Here is a 26,981-nt window from a genome sequence, read left to right as displayed (position 1 = left end):
ACTGTGAACTGCCAAAAACGTCGCTATTTGATGTACATATCACAAAATTATTCATATGCAATCTTGCGCCCTTTACAAAAAGTAATCTTGGAACATCAAGGGGAAGTGCGTTGGTTCTTAGAGGGGAATGAAGTTGATGATAGGTTTCTATTGCATGACGAGGTTCAATTAAACAGTATTGCCGAGGTGAATAAATGGAATCCTGATGCTGTATTTGTACCGGGTAATGTCGTTCCTAGTTTTATCCCCGGCGTTAAAATTGGGGTTTTCCATGGTTTTAATTCTGGAAAGCTCAATCGACGTGGCAGAGAAGATCATTTTGAAATTCGCGGGTGCTTTGATATGTATTGCACCCAAGGCCCTCAAACAACGGCACCATTTTTGGATCTAAAAGCGAAGCATGGCTTTTTTGACGTTGAAGAAACTGGCTGGCCAATGTTGGACCCATTGTTTTCACAACATAATGAAAATCCATACTTAAATAATGACGATTCTCGCCCTATCGTTCTAATGTGCTCGACGTTTTCACGTAATCTCACGTGTGCCCCTCATTTGTATGAAGAAGTGAAGCGTATGTCACAAAGCGGGAAGTGGCGTTGGTTCGTACAATTTCACCCTAAAATGTCGACAGAAATTGTGGATATGTATAAGTCCCTTGAAAGTGAAAACCTAACCTTTGTAGAAACAGATAACGTCATTCCATTACTTCAAGCAGCAGATGTTATGCTGTGTGATACATCTTCGGTGTTGTTAATGTTTTTACTTCAACATAAACCAGTCGTAACTTTTAATAATCAAAGTCCTAAGTCTCACTTGTTAAATATTAAGGAGAAGTGTGAAGTTGAAGGGACTTTAGAATTGGCGTTGTCACGACCAAGTAATTTAATGGAAGAGGTAGAGGCATACTGTCAGTTTATTCATCCGTATAATGATGGTGAATCTAGTCTACGAGTATTAGGTGCAACTAACGCTTTGCTCGATAAAGGTACCTCACACTTGAAGAGTAAACCGCTCAACTTGTTAAGACAATATAAAATGAGGAAAGTGCTAGGGCACTGGAACTTTTAAAACTATCGAAAGAGAACTGTTATGAGAAAGCACTCACTATCCGTTATTTTAATTACAAAAAATGAAGAAGACCGTGTTGAAGTATGTTTAAAGTCGGTAGTGGATATTGCTGATGAAATTATTGTATTAGATAGCGGTTCAACGGATGCAACGGTTGATATATGTAGAAAATATACAGACAACGTGACTATCACTGATTGGCCTGGTTTTGGCAAACAAAAACAACGAGCGTTAGATAAAGCGACATGTGATTGGGTGTTATCAATCGATGCTGATGAAGCTCTAGACCCTGAAATGAGCAAGGCTCTTATTGAGTTGTTAAAGCAAGATCAAATCAAGCATACCGCGTATAAACTTCCTTGGGGAGTGACGCTCTATGGAACAACGCTTAAGCATGGTCGAAGTGCTCGTGCTGTGCTGAGACTCTTCAAAAGAGAGGGCTCTCGTTATACGTTGGATGAAGTGCATGAAACTGTTGTACCGGGACAAGGGACGACAGGTATTCTGAAAGGCTATTTGCTCCACTATACTCATCGAGATTATGGGCATGGCCTAGATAAGGCTGCAAAATATGCGTGGCTTGGCTCTCAGAAGTATCACCGAAAAGGAAAGAAGAGCTCAGGTTTATTGGTGGCTTTGTTACGTGCTATTTGGACTTTCTTTTTAATCTATGTCATTCGTCGTGGTTTTTTAGATGGTAGTGTTGGATTTATTGTGGCAATGACCTATGCACAAGTGAATTTTAACAAGCATGTTGGCTTGTGGATTATTGAAAATTGCTCAGAATATTAGTAAATGGGGCCCAATAGATGAAGATTTTAGTTTGTGCATCTTACTTACATGCATGGAACAGTTTACGCCCTGAAGCCGCGATCTTTATTGAGCTTGCGCGTCAAGGTCACCAAGTCACTATCATGACCCAAGGTGAGTCTGAGCATCTCTCAAAGTTAGAAGAGTGCGGCATTCGAGTCGTTGATGGTTATCCAAAGCGTAAAATTTGTTTTGATACCATTAAAAAGATTCGCCACGAGCTGAAAACGCATGATTACGACATCTGCTATGCTTTTAACTCTAAGACGATCCCCAATGCCGCGTTTGCGTGTATTGGCTTTAACGTTAAATTAGTCGTTTATCGAGGTACAACCGGAGGGTTATATCGACATGACCCTAGTGCTTATTTAACGCAACTTCACCCTCGTGTAGACGGCATAGTATGTGTTTCTGAAGCGGTTCGACAAGATGTGGTGAAGCGCGTTTGGAAGAACAAAGATAACGTTGTTACCATATACAAAGGGCATGAATTGGATTGGTATAAAGTGCCACCAACTGAGCGCTCTGAGTTTGGTTTGAATGAAGATGATGTAGTCGCGATTACTGCAGCGCATGTAAGGCCAAGTAAAGGTATATCTGTTTTACTTGAGGCGACCAAATACATTACTGCACCGAACTTCCATTTGATCTTAGCGGGCAGCGGCTACGAGCCTCATTTTGATGAGATGAAAGCAAGTCCTATGAGTGAGCGTATTCACTACATTGGTCATCGTACTGACATCCCTTCAATCATGTGTATGGCTGATTTTCAAGTTCAGCCATCGATTAGCGGAGAAGGGCTACCACGCACGATTGTCGAAGCGATGGCAAATGGCACAACCTCAGTAGTGACAACTACCGGTGGCGCTCCTGAACTCGTTGTAGATGGCGAGACTGGTTATATTGTCCCGACTGGTGACGCCAAGGCGTTAGGGGTGGCTATGGACAAGCTCGCACAAGATAAGGCAAAGTGCACAACAATGAGTGAAGCGGCTAAGAAGCGCCTAGATGAAAGCTTTAGTTCACGAGTGACAGTGAAGAAGCATTTGGAGTTTTTTGAGAAACTACTAGCCAGGTAGTTAGAAATTAATTTGAATTTAAAATTCTGAGTCTACAGACTAAGAATATAAAAGACATAATAGAGTAGTTGAATATGCTAAATAACAAAACAGTATTAATTACAGGTGGCACAGGTTCATTTGGTAAACAGTTCATTAAAACGATTTTAGAACGTTACCAAGATGTAAAGAAAATCATCATTTTTTCTCGTGATGAACTAAAACAGTTTGAAATCAAGCAACAATACCCAGCTAAGGATTTCCCTCAACTGCGCTTCTTTATTGGCGATGTGCGTGATCGTAATCGTATGATTCAAGCGTGTGAAGGTGTTGATGTCATTATCCACGCCGCTGCGATCAAACAAGTAGACACTGCTGAGTACAATCCGACTGAATGTATTCGCACCAATATTGATGGCGCAGAGAATGTGATTAGTGCAGCTCTTGCGTGTGGTGTGAAAGATGTCGTTGCTCTCTCGACCGATAAGGCATGTGCACCAATTAACTTATATGGTGCTACGAAACTTGCATCGGATAAGCTATTTGCCGCTGCGAACAATATTAAAGGCTCAAAAGACATTCGTTTCAGTGTCGTACGTTACGGCAATGTTATGGGCTCTCGTGGTTCAGTTATTCCATTCTTTATGCAGAAAAAAGAAGAAGGTGTACTGCCAATTACACATGAAGAGATGACGCGTTTTAATATTTCTCTTCAAGATGGCGTGAATATGGTCATGTATGCACTTGAAAACCATTTGGGTGGTGAGATCTTTATTCCTAAGATCCCTTCGTACAAAATTCTAGACATCGCTGAAGCTATTGCGCCGGGCATGGCAACGATGGTTGTTGGCATTCGCCCAGGAGAAAAACTTCATGAAGAAATGATCACTGATACTGATTCTCTCAATACGATTGATTTAGGTCGTTATTACGCGATCCTTCCTTCTGTCTCTTTTACATACACAGAAGATGAGTACATGAATCACCATAAGGCTGAGAAAGTGCCTTTTGGTTTTAAATACAACTCAGGCACCAATACTGAGTGGGAAACGATTGAAGGTCTACGTGACCTAATCAAAGAACATGTTGATCCTAAATTTACAGTGTGAGTAGAACAGTGATTCCATACGGCAAGCAAGATATCAGTCAGCAAGACATTGATAGTGTAGTTGATGTCCTTAAATCTGATTTTCTAACTCAGGGGCCACAAGTTCCTGCGTTTGAAAAAGCGTTAACAGAACATACTGGTGCTCAGTACGCGTTAGCAGTGAATAGTGCAACCTCGGCTCTGCATATCGCTTGTTTGGCTTTAGGTTTGGGGGAAGGTGACTGGTTGTGGACAACGCCTGTTACTTTTGTTGCGTCTGCAAACTGTGGTCTTTATTGCGGAGCTAAAGTGGACTTTGTTGATATTGATTCAGCAACTTATAACATGTGCCCTAAAAAGCTAGAGCAAAAGCTAATTACTGCTAAAGCTACAGGAACTCTACCTAAAGTCGTAGTTCCTGTTCACTTATGTGGTCAGCCTTGTGATATGGAATCCATTGCTAAGCTAGCCAAAGAATATGGCTTTAAAGTCATTGAAGATGCTTCTCATGCTATTGGTGGTCAATATCATGAACAACCAATCGGTAATTGTAAGTATTCTGATATTACAGTGTTCAGTTTTCACCCTGTAAAAATTGTCACAACGGCTGAAGGTGGTGCTGCATTAACGAACCAGAAAGAGCTAGCGGATAAAATGGCTCTCTTGCGCAGTCATGGTATTACACGAGATCCTGAAATGATGACGGAAGCTTCTCATGGTGGCTGGTATTACCAACAGGTTGATTTAGGTTTCAACTACCGCATGACAGAACTTCAAGCGGCGTTGGGTGTCACGCAAATGCAACGTCTTGATGAATTTGTTGCGGCGCGCCATGTGTTGTCTAAGCGTTATAATCAAATGTTATCTGAATTACCCTTGGTACTTCCTTATCAACTTGAAAACACATACTCAGGTTTGCATTTATTCGTAATTCGTTTGAAGTTGGATGAGATATCATTAACTCATAAACAAGTGTTTGACGCCCTGCGTGAAAATGGTATCGGTGTTAATTTGCATTACATTCCTGTGCATACTCAGCCATATTACCAAGCTATGGGCTTTACTGAAGGGGAATTCCCTGAGTCAGAACGCTACTATCAAGAAGCCATCTCACTGCCAATGTTCCATGGTATGACGGAAGAACAGCAAAATACCGTTGTTCGTGTAGTAACTGAAATTTTGACAGGTAAATAATGAACGTTGCTATTATTCCTGCACGTGGTGGCAGCAAGCGTATTCCTCGTAAAAATATAAAGCACTTTCATGGCAAACCTATGATCGCTTACTCAATCGAGGCTGCACTTGCTTCGGATTGTTTTGATAAGGTTATTGTCTCTACTGATGATGCTGAGATAGCCGAGGTAGCGATAAAGTATGGTGCTGAAGTGCCATTTTTACGGCCTTCAAATATCTCCGATGACTATGCTACCACTATGGATGTGATACACCATGCAATAACTTGGTGCGCTAATAATGGCTGGGATATTGGTGATGTTTGTTGTTTGTACGCCACTGCTCCGTTTGTTTTACCTGAAGATCTTCAGAAAGGCTACGAGCTACTTAGAGGAAATAGTGTGCAATTTACATTTGGTGCCACATCGTTTCCTTTTCCGATTCAGCGTGCCATTAAGCTTGATGAGCAAGGCTATGTTTCGATGTTTTCGCCTGAGAACGAACAGGTAAGATCACAAGACTTGGAAGAAGCGTATCACGATGCTGGCCAGTTTTATTGGGGTCGTAAAGATGCTTTCCTGAATAAACTATCGGTGTTTTCCAGCCACTCTAAGGCCGTGCTCTTGCCGAGAAAACGCGTTCAAGATATTGATACCCAAGAAGACTGGGAACTGGCCGAATCTCTTTTTTCAGCATTGAGGTTAGGATAAACAATGAAGGTTACCTTCCGAGTAGATGCGTCACTATTTATCGGTAGTGGCCATGTTATGCGCTGTTTGGTGCTTGCTGATGTATTAAAGAGTAAAGGTTTTTCTGTATGCTTTGCATGTTTGCCTCAGCCTGGGAACATGATTACATATATCCGCGATAGAGGCTTTGACATGTTAGAGCTGACTCCCTCTTGCCTACAAATGACTCCCTCCCATAGCGCTGATTATAAAGCTTGGCTTCAACGTAGCGTTGAAGAAGATGCAAATGACTTTCTATCTAAAGTTGATTATTCCGAGTGGGTGATTGTGGATCACTATGCGCTGGACCATGAATGGGAAAGCATCATTATTGGTAAGCTGTCATGCGCTATTTTATCGATTGATGACCTTAACCGTGAACACTGTAGTGATATTATTCTTGACCAAAACCTATGGCCGAACATTTCAAAAAGATATTCGGATTGTTCTGCTACCAAGCTCCTTGGTCCTGAATATGCTCTTTTAAGAGAGAGCTTTTCAACATTGCGGGATTCGCCCCGAGATTCAATATCTAATCAACTCTTAGTTTTTTTTGGTGGAACAGATCCTACAAATGAGTGCGAGAAGTTTATTCTTGCAGCAAATGAGTTTAAGAGGCTCCCGTTTAATACTATTTTGATCACGGGGAGAATCAACCCTCGTTTTGATGCTTTGATAAAGCTTAATCAAAATAGCAATGTTTCTATATACAAAAATTTAGAGAGTTTTGATTTATCTTTAAGTAATAGCAAATATGCAATTGGCGCCTCAGGAGTAAGTAACTGGGAGCGGTTTTGTCTTAGGGTTCCTGCCTCGATAGTTTCCGTAGCGGAGAATCAAGTATTACTTTCAAATTACTTGTCAGATTTAGGGTTTGTTGAATACTTAGGTGAAGGTATAACGACGAGTACCGATACTTATGCAATTGAGCTAGCGCGTTTATGTGAAAGGTGGGATTACATCAAACCTTTTAGTGATTTTGAAGTTGATGGCTTTGGTGCGAATAAGGTCGCTCAAACAATGGAGAGCTTTTGTCGTGAAACAAAGAGTGATTAAATTTAGGCTACTTGAAGAAAGTGATTTAGAAGAAATTCTCGCTTGGAGAAACTCTCCAGATGTTAGAAAAAATATGTACACCTCTCATGAAATCACTATGGATGAGCACAAGTCATGGTTTTCTAGCATGTGCAAGGATAGTTCAAAAGAATATTTTCTAGCAGAGTTAAATGGAGAGCCAGCAGGTGTTGTTGGATTTACTGATATAAATCGAATTCCTGGAATCGCTTCTTGGGCATTCTATGCATCGCCCAATGCGGTAAGAGGCACAGGTTCTTTGATGGAATATCGAGCGCTAGAGCATGCATTTACTGAATTAGATTTGCATAAATTACGCTGTGAGGTTTTAGGTTTTAATCAACCGGTAGTGAAGTTACATTCCAAATTTGGCTTTAAAGTTGAAGGTACTCATCGAGATGCTTTCTTCAATGGGACTGAATATCACGATGTAGTACATTTGGGTATCTTTTCACATGAATGGAAAGGTATTAGAAACCTTATGAAAGATAAATTGAGAGTATACGAAGAGAATGAATAAAAACATATACATCGATAATCGAGAAATTGGTCCAAATTGTCCTCCATATATTATTGCTGAACTTTCTGCTAACCATAATGGCGATATAAACCGTGCTTTTCAGATTATGGAAGAAGCAAAAAAAGCAGGTGCTGATGCGATTAAACTTCAAACCTATACCCATGAAACAATCACTATGGATAGTGACTCGGAAGAGTTTCAAATTCATGGCGGTTTATGGGATGGCCAAACTTTGTATGAGTTGTATAAAGAAGCGCATATGCCTTGGGAATGGCACAAGCCTTTGTTTGAAAAAGCAAAAGAGTTAGGTATTACAATCTTTAGCTCACCTTTTGATTTCACAGCTGTAGACCTATTGGAAGAACTTGACGCTCCCGCATACAAAATAGCATCTTTCGAAGTGGTTGATTTACCTTTGATCAAGCGTGTTGCTCAAACTGGTAAGCCGATGATTATTTCAACCGGAATGGCCAACGAGGAAGAGATTGCAGAAGCAGTAAAAACAGCAAGAGACAATGGGTGTACTGAATTAGTTGTACTGCACTGTGTAAGTGGGTATCCAGCACCAGCTGAACAGTACAATTTAAAAACTATTGCCGATATAGCCCAACGATTCGAAGTCTTGTCAGGCCTTTCTGATCACACGATTGACAATGCTACTGCGGTTGCTTCGGTGACTCTAGGTGCATGTTTGATAGAAAAGCATGTCACGATGGATCGAAACGGTGGTGGCGCAGATGATAGCTTTTCTCTTGAGCCTCATGAGTTAGCTGCATTATGTAAAGACACGAAAACGGCTTGGCAAGCGATGGGGCAAGTGAACTACGAAAGAACAGAAGCTGAAAAAGGTAATGTTAAGTTCCGTCGATCTTTATATGTAGTAAAAGACATAGCGAAAGGTGAATTGTTGGTGCCTGAAAATGTTCGTAGCATCCGACCTGGGTTTGGTTTAGCGCCAAGACACTACGAAGACGTTATAGGAAAAAGAGCTTTATCCAATATAGAAGCAGGAACCCCTTTAGCTTTTGGATTATTTAAATAAAATATTATGTCATTTTAGATAGCTGGATAGAGATTCTCTCTCGAAGGCTATCTTTGTTTATTTCTAATTTACTTATGATATCTACAAAGTTAGACACTTCGCTATCAGGAATTAACTTATATATGTTACAATACTCTTCCATACCGATACCCGCTGAAGAGTTAATTGATATTATGTTAACAGTGTCTGTACTAGATAGTAAATAAAGCTCTAAAGGCTGTTTGTTCGATAAGAAAGTTATCCCTCTTTCTTTGAAAGACAAATAATCTAATTCATTTTCTTTCGGATGTAATTTTAAAACTGGTTCAAATCCTTTACTTCTACTTTTCGATATTATCAAATCATAAATTTCATGAAAGAAACCGTTATCAATAAGCTTTCCCTTCAGTTTATTGAATGTTGGCTGCGTGGCAATAATTAGTGTTTTCCTATTTAAAATATGAGAACTATCAAACTTGAAGCAGCGTTGAATATTTAAAATATTCGTTTTGTTTTCAGATAAAACTAGTTTTTTACCTTTACTTATTACAGATCTAGGTAGTTTTTCTGGATGTATCGCATAAATATAATTACATTGTTTTCTCTCGCCAAACACATAGCGCTTCGGGTTTTTATTTGAGAGTAAGCGAAGGAGTTGTTTCGGTTTAGAGTCTATTTTGTGTTCAACATAATTGCCCATACCATCTTCAATCATTGAGTACGATGCCGATAGTAGTCTAAATAATCTAGACATTTTGTTATTGTCATTATATAGAAATAGGGTGTTGATTGTGCTATCAACATTCAAATTACCATCGTATTTTTTAAATAACATTATGAGGTAAGATTTTAAATTATCAGGTATGGACCAACCACGTAATGCACAGAATAAGAGGTATTTTCCTTTAAAACCACTTTCCTTCATATACATTACTAGCTGCTTTCTACTAACCAGGACTAGCTCAATATTATCTGGCAATTGTTCGCAACTTAAGCTTTTAGGGTCAACGTGTTGATAATCATAGAAAAAAATTATCATTGAAGATGTGGCACTACCTTGTGATTTATACAGACTAAAAAGTAGATGTCTTACGGTAGAGCAAATATATAGGTCCTTATTTTTCATCTTCCTCCCCTAACTTTACTAGACATAGCTGAACTCAAAATAATACTAGTCCAGACTAGATAAAAAATTGTTCCGGAATTGTGATTGAAAAAAGCTTGCGTGAGGCAATAACCAACCATAAGTATAACGCTTACTATTCCAAGTAGACTAAAGTTCTTAGCATTTTCACAAGACGATGAGCTGTTCAATATCTTAAAGAAAAGGAACAAGGGTACTAAAAATATAGCTATTAAAGCACTTAGTCCTATTATCCCTGTAACCGAAGCTGCCTCTAGAAATTGATTATGCTCATGGTAAGTCATTCGAGATACTTGCTTATCTATAATGCCAGCATCACCTAATGATTTTCTTTTTTCGAGTCTTCCATCAGTGCCAGCACCCACTAATGGGTTTTCTAAAAAAGTGATTGATGCACTTTTCCATAAGTTGAGTCGAATCCCCACTGAGGTAAAGGCATTGGTGCTTGAGTTGTACTGGCTGTAATCACTGATAGCTTCATTGACTCGAGAGGTAACAGTATCATTAGTACTAAGAGTAGCAACTGCAAGTGATATTGAAAAAAGAGTTAATAGGATAACTTTGATACGGAACAAGTTGAACTTGTAGTGGATAATTACAAGCGTAGCAACAGGAACGAGTAACCAAGAGCCTCTACTTTCAGATTGCAAACTGGCCCAAGATGCCAAGGCGAATGCAATCAAAGACATGATGGAGAATAGATAGTTCTTCTTTTTGATTTCCAATAACGCTATAGCTAGACTAGACATAGCAAATGTGGTGACCATGCCACCCGTCTGAATCTGCATGTAACCTTCAAACCAAAGGTTAGGAATACGCCCATCAAATGCTCTTAGTTCGGGATAATTTTGTAAAAAGTATAGGGCAACTACCGCTGAACAAATTGAGGCTATATTTATCCCGACAGCGAGGCTCCTCCATGATGGTGGGTAGCGCAGTAGTGCAATAAAAATAGGAATAGTGAGCAGCGCTCTACTCGGCTTGTCTATAAAGCTCCACTTCTCACCATGGATAAGCTTTAATACGACAAAAGAGATGAAATAATAGCAAAGTGTATATAAAAAAAGCTTTTCCTCAGAGCTTAGTCGGGGTTTATGCCTTTTGAAACATAAGCTGGTAATACAAGCGAGCAGTAAGATAATACTGGAGTAGTTGTATCCCGAGCCATAAGCAATGCATATAACAGGAAAGCAAGCAGCAAAAAAGGGTACTGTTTTTGTCTTAGAAAAATGAGTAGAGGACATTGTATTGTGGTTAATTACTATAAGGGTTTACATTACTATCAGGACGAGTCTTAAGCAGCCTTAAGATCCACATATATTGCTCTGGGTTTTTGCTCACGTAATTTTCAATACATTGGTTCATCATACGAGCGTCCTCTTCTTCGCTTCCTGTTGGGAAGGGTAGAGCAGGGTAGAAGTCCAGGGCGTATTGGCCTGTACTGCTATCGTATTGAGCAAACAAGGGCACAATTTTAGCTTTACTTAGTTTTGATAGGCGACCAAGGCCTGAGATAGTTGCTTTTTGAGTCGCGAAAAAGTCAACGAAGACACTGTGCTCACGGCCAAGATCTTCATCAGGGAGGTAGTAACCCAGGTACCCATCACGTACCGACTTGATGAAAGGTTTGATACCACCACTGCGATCATAAACACGACCGCCGTATTGCACGCGCTGTCGGTGCATTAGCCAGTCACTGAGTTTGTTTTTTTGTGCTTTCGCCATCGCAGATACAGGTAAATTGCGTGAAGCTAATAATACCGCTGGGATATCGATAGCCCATGTGTGTGGCACCAGCAAGATCACATTCTCGCCACTGTCTGTAATATCGGTTAGGTTGCTCAGGCCGTTTATCGAAGTGTTATTCTCTAGCCAAGTTTTACTCTTGAGTGTCAGTGAAGCAAATCCCATCAAAAATGAGATGGAAGTAACGTATGACTGATAGAGAGTCTCTTCGCGCTCTTCGATAGATTGCTCAGGGAAACACATCTCAAGGTTAACTCGAGCCCGGCGGTTAGCCTTATTCTTAATTTTTACAGCTTGCTTAGCCATAAACTTAGCTAATGCTAAACGAATGCTGTTAGGTAAGAAGCAGACTAAAGACGATAACAAAACAGCAATCCAAGTTCCCCAGTATTTAGGTGCTAGAAAACCCCATTCAAACTCAGGGTTGTAAGCTTTTGGATCAAAATCATTGCGTTGTGTGGTCATTCATTCACTACATTATTTAAATCAGAGAGTTAACTTAATATCGGTCACTCTGGGAATGATTATATTCGTTAGACATTCCCAATAATACACGCTAAAAGTAGGGTGTATTATTGGTCCTAATCTGAAATATACCGTTAAGCGTTTACGATCTTCATGTACTCAGCAACGCCATCGGCTACTGCTTTAAACTCGATATCGCAACCTGTACCGCGAAGCTTCGTTAGGTCTGCTTGAGTGAATTCTTGGTAAGCACCTTTTAAATGCTCAGGGAAAGGAATCGTTTCGATTTCGCCTTTACCATGGTGCTTGATAACTGCCTTGGCGACTTCTTCAAACGACTCAGCATTGCCAGTACCTAGATTAAAGAGGCCTGATACCCCATTCTCTAAGAACCACAAGTTTACAGCCGCAACATCACCTACATACACAAAATCACGCTTAAAGGTTTCGCTACCTGCGAACAATTTCGGGTTTTCACCGGCATTCATTTGGTTGTTTAGGTGGAAAGCGACAGAGGCCATGCTGCCTTTGTGTTGCTCGCGTGGACCATAAACATTGAAGTAACGAAACCCTACGATTTGCGAAAGCGTTTCGTTGTGTGCTGCTGCATCCGCGGTTAAGCGACGAACGTAGTTATCAAATTGTTGTTTTGAATAGCCGTAGACATTCAATGCACCTTCGTACTCTCGCTCTTCGATGAAAGTGTCGGTCTCACCGTAAGTTGCAGCTGAAGAGGCATACAAGAAAGGAATTTCACGCTCAACACAGTAATGAAGTAGCTCTTTTGAGTATTCATAGTTGTTGAGCATCATGTATTTGCCATCCCACTCAGTGGTAGCAGAGCATGCTCCTTCATGGAAAACAGCTTCAATATGACCAAAATCATCACCGGCCATGACTTGAGTTAGGAAGTCATCACGATCCATGTAATCCGTGATGTCTAGGTCTACAAGGTTCTTAAATTTCTTACCATCTTTTAAGTTGTCGACGACTAGAATATCGTTGTGGCCCGCTTCATTAAGCGCCTTAACAATATTGCTGCCAATCATGCCAGCACCACCCGTTACGATAATCATAATTTCTAACTCTTTTGAATACAAAACTGTCACGAGTATAGCAAGGAATGGATAAAGCGGGCTAGTGGAATAATTCCCCAACCAGAGTATGATACGGCAAGCTAAGTTATAAATTATGTTGAGTTAATTACTCAAAACTATAGGTATTATCATGAAGATTGCAGTAGCCGGTACAGGGTATGTGGGTCTATCAAACGCTATGCTTTTGGCACAACATCATGAAGTCATTGCGGTAGATATCATCGATGAAAAAGTGGCAATGCTAAACAATAAGCAGTCACCGATTGTAGACAATGAGATTGAGCACTTTCTATCAAATAAGACGCTGAACTTCATGGCAACAACGGATAAAGCCGCTTACAAAAATGCTGAATTTGTCATCATTGCTACACCTACCGATTATGACCCTAAAAACAATTATTTTGATACCAGCTCTGTAGAATCTGTCATCAAAGACGTCATGGAGATCAATCCTGATGCGGTGATGGTTATTAAATCAACGGTGCCGGTTGGCTATACCGAGCGTATTAAGCAAGAGCTGAACTGCGAAAACGTCATGTTCTCACCGGAGTTTTTGCGTGAAGGCAAGGCCCTGTACGATAATCTACACCCATCACGTATTATCGTTGGTGAATGTTCTGAACGCGCTAAAGTGTTTGCGAATCTTCTTGTGGAAGGTGCGGAAAAAGAAAACATCGACGTACTGTTTACTCACTCAACGGAAGCAGAAGCAGTAAAGTTATTCTCAAATACTTATCTAGCGATGCGAGTTTCTTATTTCAATGAGCTTGATTCTTACGCGGAAGCGCATGGCTTGGATTCTCGTCAGATCATAGAAGGTGTTGGCTTAGACCCTCGTATCGGCAATCATTACAACAACCCTTCATTTGGTTACGGTGGTTACTGCTTACCAAAAGACACCAAGCAACTATTAGCAAACTATCAAGATGTACCAAACAACATTGTGGGTGCGATTGTTGATGCAAACCGTACCCGAAAAGACTTCATTGCGGATTCAATTATTAAGCGCTCGCCTAAAATTGTCGGTATTTATCGTTTGATCATGAAGGCGGGCTCTGACAATTTCCGTGCTTCTTCCATCCAAGGGATCATGAAGCGTTTAAAAGCCAAAGGCATCGAAGTCGTCGTGTTTGAACCGGTATTGAAAGAAGAGCACTTCTTTAACTCGAAAGTCTATTCTGATCTTGCTGAGTTCAAAGCGGTGTCCGATGTGATTGTTTCTAATCGAATGGTAGAAGAGATCGCAGACGTTGCAGATAAGGTGTACACACGAGATCTGTTTGGCAGTGATTGATTCGGCTCTATTTTAGCTAATGCTAATTAGACCAGATGTTAACAGCTCGATCTATCCGTTTAGTGGCGATATACTGAACCCCTAAACGGATAGGGATACTAATAACTAATGAAAACACGTGACAAGATTGTTTACGCTGCTCTAGAGCTTTTTAATGAGCACGGTGAGCGTAGTATTACGACCAATCATATTGCTGAGCATATCGAGATTAGCCCTGGTAACCTCTACTACCATTTCCGCAACAAGCAAGAAATTGTCCGTGACATCTTTACTCTCTATTCGACAGAGTTACTTGAAAGGTTCACACCGATTCAAGGCCAACAAGAAAGCCTGACGTTACTAAAGACTTACTTAGATTCTATCTTCACACTGATGTGGAAGTACCGATTCTTCTATGCGAATCTGCCTGAAATATTGTCACGTGATGAAAAACTCCACCTTGATTACATGGCCGTACAAGAAAAGCTGCAAACGAATCTTGTCGATATCATGCGAGCCTTCGTTGAGTTGAACCTGCTCAAAGCAACGGATACGGAAATGAAATCGATGGTCACTTCTCTTCACTTGATCGCATCGGGTTGGTTGGCGTATCAGTCTGCGATGTCTCCAAAAGCCCAAATTACCGAGCAAGTCGTTCATCAAGGAATGCTGCAGATGATAGCGACCGTTAAACCAATTGCGACCGCGCAAGGTTTTGAACAGCTGACATTATTAGAAGATGGTGTAAGGGCGTTGAACTCTAAATAGAAAGAGACGAGTAAGCGGTATACGGGATTCGAAGAAAGATACTCGCATCCCGTATCTGCTCTTTATCGAACTAACCAACTCTTCGGGTTTTGGGCTTGGCTGTTTCTGCGAATCTCAAAGTACAGTGAAGGGCGCGTTTGGCCGCCAGTGTCACCAGCAAGCGCAATCGCTTCGCCAGCTTTAACCTTGTCACCTTCTTTCTTTAAAAGTGCTTGGTTAAAGCCGTAGAGCGTCATATCACCTTTACCGTGGTCAAGTAGCACCACTAATCCATAGCCACGCAGATACTCTGCAAATACCACCGTGCCAGAGTAAACCGATTTTACCTGCTGACCGTACTTGGCGTTTATCACCATGCCTTTCCAGTTAATTTGCCCCGTTTGACGTGAACCGTAGTTATGTAGAACTTTATCTTTGATCGGCCAAGGCAGCTTACCTTTACGTTTTGCTAGGCCATCCATCGGGACTGCATTACGTCGTTCTCGAGCCGCTTTTTCTGCTTTCGCTATTTCAGCTTTGAGGCGTGTTTCATTTCGCTGAAGCTCTGCTAGGTAATTCTTGTCACCCGAGATGTTTTTCTTGATGCTGCCAACCGTTTTCTTACGCTGCGTTTGAGTTTTGGCTAACGTATCGCGCTTGGTGGTTTGCTGTTTTAGCAGTGTTGCTATCTGTTCTTGCTCAAGTTGACGCTGTTTGTGGCTTTCTTCTAATTCAAGTTGCGTCTGTTCAATCGTTTTAATGGTTGCGGAGCGAGCTTTGGCAAGGTGCTGGTAATAATGACTGATGCGATCTTCTTCTACACCGGTGTTGAGAATGTGAGAAGAAGCCTTAGCTCGACTCGTCATGTAGTAAGTCTGAATGAGCTGCTCTAACTTGTCTGTCTGGACTTTTTTCTGTGCAGTGAGCGCTTTAATCTTTGTGTCTAAATTAGCAATATTAGCATTAGCAGTATTGAGCTGCTTTTTACTGTCTAGAATCGCTTTTTCAAGTGAAGCGATGGACAGCTCCTGCTTCTTGAGGTTTGCCTGTAGGCTATCGAGTTTCTTTTGCTGGGAAGAGAGCGCTTTCTGTTGACGAGAGATTTCGCTTGATACGCCTTTCAGTTCACCTTGAGATGCAGCAAATGATGATGAAGACAAAAGAGCAACACCAAGGCTGGCAGATATCAAAAGAACAGTGCTCATTGATTGAACGGGTTTCATCATTATCGTCATTTTGCTCTTATTAATAATCAGCATCTGCTGCGAGTCTTTTCGCATCTCGGCCATCGGCTATTCGTCGGATCCCGAATCTGCTCTTAAATCCCATCACCATGGATGAAGTTCTGAGAGCGACCGTTAAACCCCTGATCCATGTCTAAAGATGGCTTATCAGTTTTCGGCTTTCCAACAATTTTTGCAGGAACACCAGCGACAGTCGTATGAGGCGGAACGGCTTGAAGAACCACTGAGCAAGAACCAATTTTCGCGCCTTCACCCACTTCAATATTGCCAAGTATTTTAGCGCCGGCACCGATCATTACACCTTCTCGGATTTTAGGGTGACGATCGCCACCTTCTTTACCCGTACCACCTAAAGTCACGTCTTGAAGGATAGATACATCATTTTCAACTACGGCTGTTTCACCAATCACGATACCGGTGGCGTGGTCGAGCATAATCGCTTTACCGATACGAGCGGCTGGGTGAATATCCACTTGGCAAGCAACCGAAATTTGGTTCTGTAGGTAAGTAGCAAGTGCAATACGCCCTTGCTTCCATAGCCAGTTAGCCACTCGGTAACCTTGCAAAGCGTGGTAGCCTTTCAGATAAAGCAGAGGCATCGAGTACATCTCGACCGCAGGATCTCGATTTACCGTCGCGCAGATATCACAAGCAGCCGCATCAATAATCGATTGATCTTGCTTAAATGCTTGTTCAACCACCTCACGTACCGCCATTGCGGGCATTGAAGCCGTCTTTAGCTTGTTGGCTAGGATATAACTTAATGCAGCGCCTAAGCTTTCGTGGTTGATAATGGTGGCATGGTAAAAACTCGCAAGCATAGGTTCTTGCTCTGACTGCTGTCGAGCTTCCTTCACAATGCATTGCCAAACCTTTTGTTGTTCACAGTGTTTCATTTTTCCATCCATTCTTTATCAGGGGCTGATGCGATGGCGAGATGAGAGTTTCTAAGAGCTACAAGAACAGAAGCGAGTAACCGAGATTCGAGTAACGAAAAGTAGCCTTCATTAAGAGCTCAATCTGCTTTTACTCTTTTCGCATCCCGTTTACCCGAATCTCGTATCCGCTTTTACTCTTTTCGCATCTCGTTTACTCGAATCCCGCATCAGCTCTTATTATCTTTCTGACTTCTTATCGCGAGCAAGCAGATCTTGCGCAGCTAAGTGTGCATCCTTTCCTTGATACAGCACTTGGTAAATTTGTTCAACAATTGGCATCTCAACGCCCATACGTTCTGATAATAACCAAACTTCTTTGGTGTTGCGATAGCCTTCAACGACTTGGCCAATTTCTTCTTGTGCGGTATCTACATCTTTGCCTGCGCCAAGTGCCAAACCAAAGCGACGGTTGCGTGATTGGTTATCAGTACAGGTGAGTACTAGGTCGCCCAACCCTGCCATGCCCATGAAGGTTTCTGGTTGCGCACCAAGAGCGGCACCTAACCGGCTCATCTCAGCTAAACCGCGAGTGATAAGCGCGGTACGTGCATTAGCACCAAAGCCAATACCATCCGACATGCCTGCGCCAATTGCGATAACATTTTTCACCGCGCCGCCAAGTTGCATACCGATGAAATCTGAGTTTGCGTATACGCGGAATGTTTTACCGCAGTGGATCTTCTCTTGCAGCTCTTCTAAGAATACTTCATCTGGTGAAGCGACAGAGATAGCCGTTGGCATGCCCATCGCTAACTCTTTGGCGAAGGTCGGTCCTGATAGAACCGCTAACGAGTAACCATCACCCAGCACATCATGCGCGACATCTTTAAGCAGGCGGCCGGTCTCTGGCTCTAAGCCTTTGGTCGCCCAACAGATGCGAGAGTCTGAGGCTAAGTAAGGTTTAACGCTATTAAGCACAACGCCGAATACGTGGCTCGGGACTACAAGTAAAAGGTCTCGGCTTGAAGTCACTGCTTTTTCTAAGTCTGATTCAATGATCAGGCTTTCTGGGAATTCTATATTTGGTAGAAACTCATTATTAGCGCGCTCAGATTCAAGGCGAGCCATATGAGCAGGGTCATGCCCCCAAAGAACAACGTTTGCACCGTTACGCGCTAGAGAGATAGCTAAAGAGGTTCCGTAAGAACCTGCACCAATGACAGTCATGGCGATCTCTTTTCCGTAAGCGCTGTCTTTACCGTAAGCGTCTGTCGTGTTGGTCGGGTGAGTTGTGTCTGTCATGCTTCCACCTAAAAATATTGAGGGAAATCGAAGAATTCTGGAAAAGCTATCTACTAAAATAATAAGAGCTTTCAATCTTAGTACAGTGTAAAGAAAAAATGCACATCGCAGAAGTTACGATGTGCATTTAAAAGCTAACTAGCGCTTGAAACGTTAGAGTTAAGTTCTACTTTGAGACTTAAGCCTGTTCGCCTTCAGCTTGTTGAGCTTGGTTCTGTAGGTAGTTCATGAACAAAGCATCGAAGTTTACTGGAGCTAGGTTCAGTTGTGGGAACGTACCTTTAACTACTAGGCTAGAAATTGTTTCACGAGCATATGGGAACAGGATGTTCGGGCAGAATGCGCCTAGGCAATGAGCCAGTTGACCAGCTTCCATTTCGCTTGCAGAGAAGATACCGCCTTGTTGAACTTCACAAAGGAATGCAGTGTCTTCTGCGTTCTTAACTGTAACCGTTAGACGTAGAATTACTTCGTACACGCCTTCGCCAAGTTCACGGCTTTGAGTGTCTAGATCCAGTTTTACATCTGGGTTCCACTCTTTTTGAAACATGTCTGGAGAGTTTGGCGCTTCGAAAGATACGTCTTTTAGGAAGATACGTTGGATTGCGAAGTTTTGTTGTGCGTCTTGTTGTGCTGCTTCAGCCATTTTCTTGTCCTTAAAATTTAAATTAGGTTTTGTTCGTCATATCTGCCGGACAAAACCTTAAAGTCATATTCGTTGAATCAGGTCAGCTTACTTCTTGCCTTTAACCTATTTTTTACCTTTAACTAAAGGTAGATTCGCTTCGCTCCAAGCCACTAAGCCACTTTTCAGTACGCTTACGTTTTCGAAACCTGCTTTAACCATTAGGTTAGCGCTTTCTTGAGCAGTTTGACCTGTCTTGCATACTACGATGATTGGGTCTGCTTTGTGGCTTTCAAGGCTACCAAAGCTATTTGCTTTGATATCTGACGGCAAAATGTGAACTGCGTCCGTAATATGGCCCTTTTTGAACTCATCTTTAGTACGAATATCAACCACAACACCGTTTTCACGGTTAATCATGTGTGTGGTTTGCGCTGCCGTGATCTCTTTGTAGGCTGCATTTGATGTTTTGATTACGTTCGCAATGATGGCAACAACCAAGCCGATCCATACGATGGCTAAAATCATATTCTCTTGAACAAATGGAACTAACTCTTGCATGTCTTGAACTCTTATTCGTTATTGGGCGAAAAAATATTGGGTAGGAGTATAGCCAGGTTTTGGGTTCTGTGTATAGGGCGATTGATAAGACTTAGAAGCAGAAATTAATTCGCATTGTTTGCTTATTGTGATCAATGTAAGAGGGGAAAAGCAGCAAAAAATTTTGCTTCCTAAAGTCACATTAGGGATAATGTTTGGAATTATAAGCCTTCATTTTTATGCGTAGTGTGATTTCGCCTCAATATCAAAGGGCGGTAGCATGCTTGTTTTTCTGAGATGGCTATCAGGTTTAAAGTGTTTGGAGTTAATTAAATGTTTGATGCTGCTAAAGAAAAATGTTTTTTTGAAATGGACAATACCATTCAAAATTTTGCTTGGGGTAGTAAGTCTTCGTTCAGGCAGTTATTTGATATCGATAATTTAAATAATGAGCCGCAAGCAGAAATGTGGATGGGCGCTCACCCAAATGGATGCTCGAAAGTTAAATGTGGCGATTCTACAGTATTATTGTCTTGCTTGATTGAATCTCATAAAGAGGAATTCTTATCAACGCAGATAAGTGAGAAATTTGGAGAGTTACCATATCTATTTAAAGTCCTCGCTGCTGAAAATGCACTGTCTGTTCAAGTGCATCCTAGTAAAGAGCAGGCTGAGCTTGGTTTCCATAAAGAAGAGCAAGCTCATGTTCCTCTTTCCGCTCATCATAGAAACTATAGAGATTCGAATCACAAGCCTGAATTAGTTTATGCTTTAACTCCTTATCAAGCTATGAATGGTTTCCGAGCAATTCCTGAGATCATTTCACTATTTTCAAATGTTGGAATCCCACAGTTAAGTGAGATGCTTGACCTCCTAAATGCTAATCCTTCTTCTGAGGGGCTTCGTGAGTTTTTTGTCGGCATCCTCTCACTGGAAGGGGGGCGCAAAGTTGAAGCAGTCGACTCGTTAATCTCGAAAGTTAAAGGAAATGTAACTCAAGAACTGTCCTCACTAATTTTAACATTGTCAGAGCAGTATCCTGGTGATATAGGGTTGTTTACTCCGTTAATGCTTAATGTCATTACTTTAGAGCCTGGAGAGGCAATGTATTTAGATGCCAGAACGCCTCATGCTTATCTAAAGGGGACTGCATTAGAGATTATGGCTAATTCTGATAATGTTCTGAGAGCTGGTTTAACACCTAAACATATTGATGTTCAAGAGCTTGCTAGTTGTACTCTTTTTGAGGAAAAGCCGTTTGATACGCTAAAGTTAACACCGCTAATTGAGAACGGTGTTCTTACCTACTCCATTCCGGTTCCCGATTTCAGATTCTCTGTTTATGAAAACCCGAATAATGAGCTTGTTTGTCCAGAAAGTGCCGAGATTTTATTGCCGTTGGATGCTGAACTGACGTTAACTCATGACTCTGGTGAGGTTGTGACGTTGAAAAAAGGAAAGTCAGTTTTCATACCGGCATATGTCGATGAATATCGTATATCTTCGAAAGGAAATGTAGCTAAAGCTCACTGTTAACCCTGCGTATAACAACCAAATGTTAAGTGGTTTGGCGCTGGTTTGAAACTATTTATTCTTGTCCCCTTGCTTTACTACAAAATAGGGGGGACCAAAGTATTGATTATAAATTAAAGAAGAAAAATTATGTTTATACCTGTCATTATGGCTGGGGGTTCTGGCTCTCGTTTATGGCCCCTGTCGCGTTCAGCGTTCCCAAAGCAATTTTTAGCGCTAGATAATCACAATTCATTAACGATGTTGCAGTCCACCTTAGATCGAATTAGTGGTATGTCGGCTTCTGAAGCAATCATTATTTCTAATGAAGACCATCGTTTTGTGGTTGCTGAGCAGCTTCGTACTTTTGGTCAGGAAGCTCGTATTATATTGGAACCTGCAGGGCGAAATACTGCTCCGGCTATTGCATTGGCTGCAATGCAAGCGATAGCGCATGGCGATGATCCTGTGATGCTAGTTTTAGCCGCTGACCATATAGTGCAAGATACGGAAGCGTTCCAAGACTCAATTCGTAAAGCTCAAGTTGTCGCTGATGCTGGTAAGTTAGCAACCTTCGGTATAGTACCAACTGCACCAGAAACGGGTTATGGCTATATTAAGCGAGGCTCTCAAGAAGGCGATTCGGCTTACGTTGTAGAGCAATTTGTTGAAAAGCCTCAATTGGAAGTCGCGGAGCAATATGTAGCAAGTGGAGAGTACTACTGGAATAGCGGATGCTTTATGTTCAAAGCGAGTGTCTTTCTAGAAGAGCTTAAGAAGTACTCACCAGAAATTCATGAGTGTTGTTCAAAAGCAACGAATGGCACAACAGAAGATATGGACTTCATTCGCGTCGATAAGAGCGAGTTCTTAAAGTGCCCAGATGATTCTGTTGATTATGCTGTAATGGAACGCACCGATAAGACTGTAGTTGTTCCTATGGATGCAGGCTGGAGTGACGTTGGCTCATGGTCAGCGTTATGGGAAGTTTCAGAGAAGGATAGCTCTGGAAACGTGATTCATGGAGATGCGATAACAGAGGACACTGAAGGGTGTTATATTTACGCTCCGAATAAGCTGGTAGCTTCGGTTGGAGTAAAAGACATCGTTGTCGTTGAAACTAAAGATGCAGTCTTGGTCGCACACAAAGATAATGTTCAACAAGTGAAGAAAATTGTTGAGCATTTAAAGGCTGAAAATCGGGCTGAATTCAGAGAGCATAGAGAGGTTTATCGTCCTTGGGGTAAATCTGATGCAATTGATGGCGGTGAGCGCTACAAGGTAAATCGTATTACCGTACAGCCAGGTAAAAAACAATCACTCCAAATGCACTATCATCGAGCTGAGCACTGGGTCGTAGTTTCAGGTACCGCCAAAGTAAGTAGCAATGGCAAAGAGCAAATTATCTCTGAAAATCAATCACTCTACATTCCAGTTGGTGTAAGCCATATGGTTGAAAATCCCGGTAAAATACCACTCGAGCTTATAGAAATACAATCAGGTTCATACCTAAACGAAGACGACGTAGTACGTTTAGAGGAAAGTAAATAATGACAAAGTTAACATGCTTCAAAGCTTATGATATTCGCGGCCAGCTAGGCTCAGAACTCGATAATGACATCGCGTACCGAATCGGCCGAGCTTACGGCCAGTTTTTAAAAAGTGAAAGTGCTGATGAGAAAACCATTGTTGTTGGCGGAGATGTTCGTCTAACAAGTGAAGAACTGAAACTCTCTTTAGCTAACGGTTTGATGGATGCGGGTGTTCACGTTTTGGATATTGGCTTATCTGGCACGGAAGAAATCTATTTTGCTACTTTTCATTTAGGCGTTGATGGCGGTGTAGAGGTTACAGCGAGTCATAATCCGATGGACTACAATGGTATGAAGCTTGTTCGTGAAGGAGCAAGGCCAATTAGCGGTGATACCGGGTTACGAGATATTCAAACGTTAGCAGAAAACAATGATTTTATTGACGTTGATGTTAAAGGTACCTACAAGCAAATTAATGTTTTGAAAGAGTACACTGATCATTTGATGGGCTATATTACGCCAGCGAATATTAAACCGATGAAATTGGTGATCAACTCTGGTAATGGCGCTGCAGGACACGTGATTGATGCTCTTGAAGAGCGTTTTCAAGCTCTGAATATTCCATTGGAGATTATCAAAGTTCACCATGAGGAAAACGGCAACTTTCCTAACGGAATCCCAAATCCACTATTGCCAGAATGTCGTGCAGATACTGCAAATGCGGTAAAAGAACATAAGGCTGATATGGGGATTGCCTTTGATGGTGATTTTGATCGCTGCTTTTTGTTTGATGAAAATGGCGATTTTATCGAAGGTTACTACATTGTCGGCTTACTAGCGGAAGCCTTTTTGCAAAAAGAAAAAGGCGCGAAAATCATTCATGACCCACGCTTATCTTGGAACACGATTGACGTAGTTACTAAAGCCGGCGGTATTCCTGTTATGTCGAAAACAGGTCACGCTTTTATCAAAGAGCGTATGCGTAAAGAGGATGCCATTTATGGCGGCGAGATGAGTGCACATCACTATTTTCGTGATTTTGCCTACTGTGATTCAGGTATGATTCCTTGGTTGCTAGTAACTGAGTTATTGTCAGTTAAAAGCATGAAGTTATCCGAAACGGTTTCAGAACGTATTAGTGCATACCCTTCATCTGGTGAAATTAACTCTAAGCTACAAAATCCAAAAGAATCAATTTCTAAGGTTTTAGATATGTACAAGTCTGAAGCCTTAGTTTTTGATGAGACGGATGGAATTAGTTTAGAGTTCGCTGATTGGCGCTTTAACTTGCGCTCTTCAAATACTGAGCCTGTTGTTAGGTTGAATGTAGAGTCTCGCGCAGACATTGCGTTGATGGAAGAGAAAACTAAAGCCATTCTTTCTATTTTGTGTGGCAAGTAAAGTGTCACAATACACATCTAAGAGGTGTAATCCTCTTAGATGAAATCTGCAGAATTATAAGGTAATAACTAGATGAAAAGAGTGCTACTCCCTTTGTGGGCGTACCGATACTTTATACTGTCGTCAATTCGCACTGAATTTCGTTCGCGCTTTGCGCGAAGCAAACTTGGTGGATTGTGGATGGTTCTTAATCCCCTCGCGATGGTACTTGTCTATGCGCTGATCCTCTCTCAGATTATGACTGCAAAGTTGCCAGAGGTTGCGACTCAATATGCCTACCCTATCTATATCCTGTCAGGAGTTATCGGTTGGACGCTCTTTTCAGAAGTATTAGGCCGCTGCCTTACGGTATTTATCGACAACGGAAACTTACTAAAAAAAATGTCTTTTCCTAAGCTAGCGTTGCCTTTGATTGTTGTTGGTAGTGGCTTAGTCAATTTCGTTCTTATGTTTATAACCATGTTCGTAGTGTTTGGATTTTTGGGCCATATTCCTTTTCACGCACTTCACTGGATACCTTTACTTGTTCTAATTACGTTGGGACTTGCAACCGGTATAGGCTTATTTTTTGGTGTGCTGAATGTTTTCATGCGAGATGTCGGGCAAGTAATGAATGTAATACTTCAGTTTTGGTTTTGGCTGACACCTATAGTTTACATGTTGAATATTGTTCCTGAGACCTATCACGGCTTAATGATGTACAATCCAATGACTGGATTAACAATGGGTTACCACAATGTGTTGTTATATGACAAGGCTCCGGATCTAAGCTTACTTGTCTACCCAAGTATTTTTGCATTGGTAAGTTTGATTTTGGCTATGGTGATGTTCCAAAAAGCTAGTGAAGAAATGGCGGATGTCCTATGAGCAATGTACTAGATATATTAAATGTTAGTAAGTCATTCAAAGAGTATAGTTCTGAGTTTCAACGCATTTCTTCTTGGTTTGGACTCAATCCGAAACCCGCAGAAGAACATCAAATACTTAAAGATATTAATTTTTCACTAGCTCCAGGCGAAGCTGTTGGGATTGTAGGTCAAAACGGAGCTGGTAAAAGCACCTTGTTGAAAATGATCACTGGTACGCTCAAACCATCCTCAGGAAAAATACAAGTTGTGGGACGTATATCGGCGATCTTAGAATTGGGTATGGGTTTTCACCCCGATCTTACGGGAAGACAAAATGTATACCATTCTGCTGGTTTGATGGGATATAAGCAGGAGCAAATTGATGCGGTGATCGATGAGTTAGAAGCATTTTCTGAAATTGGTGGCTATTTTGATCAACCAGTTCGCACTTATTCTAGCGGAATGCAGATGCGTGTTGCTTTTGGTGTTGTTACTGCATATCGTCCAGAAATTTTGATAGTCGATGAAGCACTTTCCGTTGGTGACTCTTATTTTCAGCATAAAAGTTTTAATAGAATTAAAGAATTTCAAAAGCAGGGCACGACTTTGTTGATTGTTTCCCATGATCGTGGTGCGATACAGGCAATTTGTAATAGAGCTATTTTGCTTGAAAAAGGCATGGTAATAAAAGATGGTGATCCTGAAGAAGTAATGGATTTTTATAATGCTTTGATTGCTGAAAAAGAAAATAATACTATTATTCAGGTAGTAAATGATGCAGGTAAAATGGAAACTGTGTCGGGAACTAGGGAAGTCGTTATACAAAGTGTACAGATTTTAAATAGTGAATTTGAGCCTGTTGAGTATGTCTCTGTGGGAGAAAGTGTCGCTCTTAAAGTTTGTCTTGAAGCTCGTGAAAATGTTTCGGAATTGACTTTAGGGTACATGATTAAAGATCGGCTAGGGCAAGCTATATTTGGTACTAATACACACCATTATAATAAGAAAATTGAGAACGTACTTTCTGGTGACCTCATCGAAATATCATTTTTGGTTTCACTAAATTTGGGTGTCGGCTCCTATTCTATATCAATAGCAGCTCATTCTGACGAGACGCATTTAAACAAAAACTATGAATGGCGTGATCAAGCGATTGTATTCAATGTGGTTAATTCCTCCAAACAAACATTCGTTGGTTCAGCGTGGTTAGAGCAAAGTATTGAGGTTAAACATGTCCGATACTAATTTTTATAGAGCCTTTGAAAACAAATTTAGAGGTTCAAGGGAGTTAATTAAAAGTCGACTGGAACAGTATTTACCATTTGTTAAACCGCTGAGTGAAATTTACACTGATGCTCGAACGTTTGATGTCGGTTGTGGGCGTGGTGAATGGCTACAGTTGATGAAGAAGCATGGTTTTAAATCTTTTGGCGTTGATCTTGACCAAGGTATGCTCGACGCCTGTGATGAGCTTAATTTAGATGCTTCTCAAGGTAATGCAATTGAATATTTAAAGGGGCTTGATTCAGATAGTCAAGTAATCGTATCGGCATTTCATGTTGTTGAGCATATCTTGTTTGAAGATTTACAATGTTTAGTTAGAGAGGCTCTAAGGGTGTTAAAGCCGGGTGGACTTCTAATTATGGAAACGCCAAATCCAGAGAATATTAAAGTAGCGTCAGAAAACTTCTATTTAGATCCAACACATATTAAACCAATCCCTGCAATGCTACTTGAATTTATACCCGAATATTATGGTTATTATCGTACGAAGGTTGTAAGACTTCAAGAACCATCAGAATATATAAACCGAGAGAAATTGAGTTTGTCAGAAGTGATTAATGGTGTTAGTCCTGATTATGCTGTTATTGCGCAAAAAAGTGCTGATAATGAAATACTCAAGCTCTTTGATAGTATTTATTCAGCAGACTTTGGATTATCGATTGAATCTGCAACGGCCAAGTTTGAATCTCGGTTAATAAATATTGAAAGTAAATTACTTAAAGCTACGGAAAAGTCGATTGAGGCACAGGATAAGGCGGATAAATCAGAAGCTAAAGTGATAGACGCAGAAGCTAAAGTGATAGA

General features: G+C 41.2%; 26 protein-coding genes. 17 read left to right on the top strand and 9 right to left on the bottom strand.

Translation table 11 applies throughout. The annotated features are described in order from the left end of the window. Nucleotides 1–3: 3 nt before the first annotated feature. The 9 genes from AB4351_RS05055 (at nt 4) to pseI (ending at nt 8,560) form a co-directional block, all read left to right on the top strand. Nucleotides 4–1,068 carry a CDP-glycerol glycerophosphotransferase family protein gene (locus AB4351_RS05055; RefSeq protein ID WP_372125268.1) on the top strand — a complete coding sequence of 355 codons (1,065 nt, stop codon included), beginning with the start codon at nt 4–6 and terminating at the stop codon, nt 1,066–1,068. 21 nt (nt 1,069–1,089) lie between these two features. Then, entirely contained in the window at nt 1,090–1,860 is a 771-nt protein-coding gene (locus AB4351_RS05050; RefSeq protein WP_372125266.1) for a glycosyltransferase family 2 protein, read from the top strand. 17 nt (nt 1,861–1,877) lie between these two features. Next, entirely contained in the window at nt 1,878–2,957 is a 1,080-nt protein-coding gene (locus tag AB4351_RS05045) for a glycosyltransferase family 4 protein (RefSeq protein WP_372125264.1), read from the top strand. 74 nt (nt 2,958–3,031) lie between these two features. Next, nucleotides 3,032–4,045: a UDP-N-acetylglucosamine 4,6-dehydratase (inverting) gene (gene pseB / locus AB4351_RS05040; protein WP_372125262.1), complete on the top strand. Its 1,014-nt coding sequence runs from the start codon at nt 3,032–3,034 to the stop codon at nt 4,043–4,045. Further along, nucleotides 4,042–5,217, top strand: coding sequence for a UDP-4-amino-4,6-dideoxy-N-acetyl-beta-L-altrosamine transaminase (pseC, locus tag AB4351_RS05035; RefSeq protein ID WP_016797626.1), 1,176 nt, complete (start codon nt 4,042–4,044; stop codon nt 5,215–5,217). The genes pseB and pseC overlap by 4 nt, the downstream gene beginning before the upstream one ends. Further along, a complete protein-coding gene (gene pseF / locus AB4351_RS05030) occupies nt 5,217–5,906 on the top strand; it encodes a pseudaminic acid cytidylyltransferase (RefSeq protein WP_016789203.1) in 690 nt (229 codons plus the stop codon). The genes pseC and pseF overlap by 1 nt, the downstream gene beginning before the upstream one ends. Before the next feature lie 3 nt (nt 5,907–5,909). After that, the gene (gene pseG, locus AB4351_RS05025; RefSeq protein WP_372125260.1) at nt 5,910–6,980 is read left to right on the top strand and encodes a UDP-2,4-diacetamido-2,4,6-trideoxy-beta-L-altropyranose hydrolase; all 1,071 of its coding nucleotides are present in this window, start codon (nt 5,910–5,912) and stop codon (nt 6,978–6,980) included. Then, on the top strand, nt 6,961–7,518 hold the full coding sequence (gene pseH / locus AB4351_RS05020; protein WP_372125258.1) for a UDP-4-amino-4,6-dideoxy-N-acetyl-beta-L-altrosamine N-acetyltransferase: 558 nt from the start codon (nt 6,961–6,963) through the stop codon (nt 7,516–7,518). Before pseG ends, pseH begins: the two co-directional genes overlap by 20 nt. Beyond that, nucleotides 7,511–8,560 (top strand): pseudaminic acid synthase, encoded by a 1,050-nt coding sequence (pseI, locus tag AB4351_RS05015; RefSeq protein ID WP_372125256.1) that lies wholly within the window; start codon nt 7,511–7,513, stop codon nt 8,558–8,560. The genes pseH and pseI overlap by 8 nt, the downstream gene beginning before the upstream one ends. A gap of 4 nt (nt 8,561–8,564) precedes the next feature. Here the strand turns inward: pseI and AB4351_RS05010 are convergent, their stop codons facing one another. The 4 genes from AB4351_RS05010 to rfaD form a co-directional block, all read right to left on the bottom strand. Continuing rightward, nucleotides 8,565–9,665 (bottom strand): hypothetical protein, encoded by a 1,101-nt coding sequence (locus tag AB4351_RS05010; protein ID WP_372125254.1) that lies wholly within the window; start codon nt 9,663–9,665, stop codon nt 8,565–8,567. Then, nucleotides 9,662–10,927: an O-antigen ligase family protein gene (locus tag AB4351_RS05005; RefSeq protein WP_372125251.1), complete on the bottom strand. Its 1,266-nt coding sequence runs from the start codon at nt 10,925–10,927 to the stop codon at nt 9,662–9,664. Before AB4351_RS05005 ends, AB4351_RS05010 begins: the two co-directional genes overlap by 4 nt. 10 nt (nt 10,928–10,937) lie before the next feature. Beyond that, nucleotides 10,938–11,894, bottom strand: a complete 957-nt coding sequence (lpxM, locus tag AB4351_RS05000; protein WP_372125249.1) for a lauroyl-Kdo(2)-lipid IV(A) myristoyltransferase — start codon at nt 11,892–11,894, stop codon at nt 10,938–10,940. Nucleotides 11,895–12,028: 134 nt separating this feature from the next. Next, nucleotides 12,029–12,970: an ADP-glyceromanno-heptose 6-epimerase gene (gene rfaD / locus AB4351_RS04995; protein WP_010433822.1), complete on the bottom strand. Its 942-nt coding sequence runs from the start codon at nt 12,968–12,970 to the stop codon at nt 12,029–12,031. Nucleotides 12,971–13,121: 151 nt separating this feature from the next. Here rfaD and AB4351_RS04990 point away from each other — a divergent pair, with 151 nt between their 5' ends. Next, complete coding sequence (locus tag AB4351_RS04990; protein WP_017071086.1) at nt 13,122–14,285, top strand: nucleotide sugar dehydrogenase; 1,164 nt, start codon at nt 13,122–13,124, stop codon at nt 14,283–14,285. A 108-nt stretch (nt 14,286–14,393) separates the two neighbouring features. Then, nucleotides 14,394–15,032, top strand: coding sequence for a TetR/AcrR family transcriptional regulator (locus tag AB4351_RS04985; protein WP_017063104.1), 639 nt, complete (start codon nt 14,394–14,396; stop codon nt 15,030–15,032). Nucleotides 15,033–15,094: 62 nt separating this feature from the next. Here AB4351_RS04985 and AB4351_RS04980 read toward each other — a convergent pair whose 3' ends face one another. From AB4351_RS04980 to AB4351_RS04960, 5 genes are all read right to left on the bottom strand, one after another. Then, nucleotides 15,095–16,246 carry a murein hydrolase activator EnvC gene (locus tag AB4351_RS04980; RefSeq protein WP_017066282.1) on the bottom strand — a complete coding sequence of 384 codons (1,152 nt, stop codon included), beginning with the start codon at nt 16,244–16,246 and terminating at the stop codon, nt 15,095–15,097. An 83-nt stretch (nt 16,247–16,329) separates the two neighbouring features. Next, nucleotides 16,330–17,151, bottom strand: a complete 822-nt coding sequence (cysE, locus tag AB4351_RS04975; RefSeq protein ID WP_009847961.1) for a serine O-acetyltransferase — start codon at nt 17,149–17,151, stop codon at nt 16,330–16,332. Between the two features lie 219 nt (nt 17,152–17,370). Beyond that, on the bottom strand, nt 17,371–18,435 hold the full coding sequence (gene gpsA, locus AB4351_RS04970; RefSeq protein WP_372055272.1) for an NAD(P)H-dependent glycerol-3-phosphate dehydrogenase: 1,065 nt from the start codon (nt 18,433–18,435) through the stop codon (nt 17,371–17,373). 178 nt (nt 18,436–18,613) lie between these two features. After that, entirely contained in the window at nt 18,614–19,081 is a 468-nt protein-coding gene (gene secB, locus AB4351_RS04965) for a protein-export chaperone SecB (RefSeq protein WP_009847959.1), read from the bottom strand. A gap of 105 nt (nt 19,082–19,186) precedes the next feature. After that, the gene (locus AB4351_RS04960; RefSeq protein ID WP_017061445.1) at nt 19,187–19,621 is read right to left on the bottom strand and encodes a rhodanese-like domain-containing protein; all 435 of its coding nucleotides are present in this window, start codon (nt 19,619–19,621) and stop codon (nt 19,187–19,189) included. 312 nt (nt 19,622–19,933) lie between these two features. Between AB4351_RS04960 and manA the strand changes: the two genes are divergently transcribed. The 6 genes from manA to AB4351_RS04930 form a co-directional block, all read left to right on the top strand. Next, complete coding sequence (gene manA / locus AB4351_RS04955) at nt 19,934–21,136, top strand: mannose-6-phosphate isomerase, class I (RefSeq protein WP_372125247.1); 1,203 nt, start codon at nt 19,934–19,936, stop codon at nt 21,134–21,136. Nucleotides 21,137–21,262: 126 nt separating this feature from the next. Then, nucleotides 21,263–22,663, top strand: coding sequence for a mannose-1-phosphate guanylyltransferase/mannose-6-phosphate isomerase (locus tag AB4351_RS04950; protein WP_371713989.1), 1,401 nt, complete (start codon nt 21,263–21,265; stop codon nt 22,661–22,663). Continuing rightward, nucleotides 22,663–24,045: a phosphomannomutase CpsG gene (gene cpsG / locus AB4351_RS04945; protein ID WP_372125245.1), complete on the top strand. Its 1,383-nt coding sequence runs from the start codon at nt 22,663–22,665 to the stop codon at nt 24,043–24,045. The genes AB4351_RS04950 and cpsG overlap by 1 nt, the downstream gene beginning before the upstream one ends. Before the next feature lie 72 nt (nt 24,046–24,117). Then, a complete protein-coding gene (locus tag AB4351_RS04940; RefSeq protein WP_372125243.1) occupies nt 24,118–24,912 on the top strand; it encodes an ABC transporter permease in 795 nt (264 codons plus the stop codon). After that, nucleotides 24,909–26,138 carry an ABC transporter ATP-binding protein gene (locus tag AB4351_RS04935; RefSeq protein ID WP_372125241.1) on the top strand — a complete coding sequence of 410 codons (1,230 nt, stop codon included), beginning with the start codon at nt 24,909–24,911 and terminating at the stop codon, nt 26,136–26,138. Before AB4351_RS04940 ends, AB4351_RS04935 begins: the two co-directional genes overlap by 4 nt. After that, on the top strand, nt 26,125–26,981 hold an 857-nt coding region (locus AB4351_RS04930), incomplete at its 3' end, for a class I SAM-dependent methyltransferase (RefSeq protein ID WP_372125239.1). The genes AB4351_RS04935 and AB4351_RS04930, both read left to right, overlap by 14 nt.

This window comes from Vibrio sp. 10N.261.51.F11 (assembly GCF_041471665.1).
Taxonomy (GTDB): domain Bacteria; phylum Pseudomonadota; class Gammaproteobacteria; order Enterobacterales; family Vibrionaceae; genus Vibrio; species Vibrio crassostreae_C.
This window is presented reverse-complemented; position numbering and strand designations above follow the sequence as displayed.

What these genes read in the sequence shown, in the direction of transcription:
- AB4351_RS05050 (WP_372125266.1), top strand. Translation starts at nt 1,090, where the DNA reads ATGAGAAAGCACTCACTATCCGTTATTTTAATTACAAAAAATGAAGAA.
- AB4351_RS05045 (WP_372125264.1), top strand. Translation starts at nt 1,878, where the DNA reads ATGAAGATTTTAGTTTGTGCATCTTACTTACATGCATGGAACAGTTTA.
- pseB (WP_372125262.1), top strand. Translation starts at nt 3,032, where the DNA reads ATGCTAAATAACAAAACAGTATTAATTACAGGTGGCACAGGTTCATTT.
- pseF (WP_016789203.1), top strand. Translation starts at nt 5,217, where the DNA reads ATGAACGTTGCTATTATTCCTGCACGTGGTGGCAGCAAGCGTATTCCT.
- pseG (WP_372125260.1), top strand. Translation starts at nt 5,910, where the DNA reads ATGAAGGTTACCTTCCGAGTAGATGCGTCACTATTTATCGGTAGTGGC.
- pseI (WP_372125256.1), top strand. Translation starts at nt 7,511, where the DNA reads ATGAATAAAAACATATACATCGATAATCGAGAAATTGGTCCAAATTGT.
- AB4351_RS05010 (WP_372125254.1), bottom strand. Translation starts at nt 9,665, where the DNA reads ATGAAAAATAAGGACCTATATATTTGCTCTACCGTAAGACATCTACTT.
- AB4351_RS05005 (WP_372125251.1), bottom strand. Translation starts at nt 10,927, where the DNA reads ATGTCCTCTACTCATTTTTCTAAGACAAAAACAGTACCCTTTTTTGCT.
- lpxM (WP_372125249.1), bottom strand. Translation starts at nt 11,894, where the DNA reads ATGACCACACAACGCAATGATTTTGATCCAAAAGCTTACAACCCTGAG.
- rfaD (WP_010433822.1), bottom strand. Translation starts at nt 12,970, where the DNA reads ATGATTATCGTAACGGGTGGTGCTGGCATGATTGGCAGCAATATTGTT.
- AB4351_RS04990 (WP_017071086.1), top strand. Translation starts at nt 13,122, where the DNA reads ATGAAGATTGCAGTAGCCGGTACAGGGTATGTGGGTCTATCAAACGCT.
- AB4351_RS04985 (WP_017063104.1), top strand. Translation starts at nt 14,394, where the DNA reads ATGAAAACACGTGACAAGATTGTTTACGCTGCTCTAGAGCTTTTTAAT.
- AB4351_RS04980 (WP_017066282.1), bottom strand. Translation starts at nt 16,246, where the DNA reads ATGACGATAATGATGAAACCCGTTCAATCAATGAGCACTGTTCTTTTG.
- cysE (WP_009847961.1), bottom strand. Translation starts at nt 17,151, where the DNA reads ATGAAACACTGTGAACAACAAAAGGTTTGGCAATGCATTGTGAAGGAA.
- gpsA (WP_372055272.1), bottom strand. Translation starts at nt 18,435, where the DNA reads ATGACAGACACAACTCACCCGACCAACACGACAGACGCTTACGGTAAA.
- secB (WP_009847959.1), bottom strand. Translation starts at nt 19,081, where the DNA reads ATGGCTGAAGCAGCACAACAAGACGCACAACAAAACTTCGCAATCCAA.
- AB4351_RS04960 (WP_017061445.1), bottom strand. Translation starts at nt 19,621, where the DNA reads ATGCAAGAGTTAGTTCCATTTGTTCAAGAGAATATGATTTTAGCCATC.
- manA (WP_372125247.1), top strand. Translation starts at nt 19,934, where the DNA reads ATGTTTGATGCTGCTAAAGAAAAATGTTTTTTTGAAATGGACAATACC.
- AB4351_RS04950 (WP_371713989.1), top strand. Translation starts at nt 21,263, where the DNA reads ATGTTTATACCTGTCATTATGGCTGGGGGTTCTGGCTCTCGTTTATGG.
- cpsG (WP_372125245.1), top strand. Translation starts at nt 22,663, where the DNA reads ATGACAAAGTTAACATGCTTCAAAGCTTATGATATTCGCGGCCAGCTA.
- AB4351_RS04940 (WP_372125243.1), top strand. Translation starts at nt 24,118, where the DNA reads ATGAAAAGAGTGCTACTCCCTTTGTGGGCGTACCGATACTTTATACTG.
- AB4351_RS04935 (WP_372125241.1), top strand. Translation starts at nt 24,909, where the DNA reads ATGAGCAATGTACTAGATATATTAAATGTTAGTAAGTCATTCAAAGAG.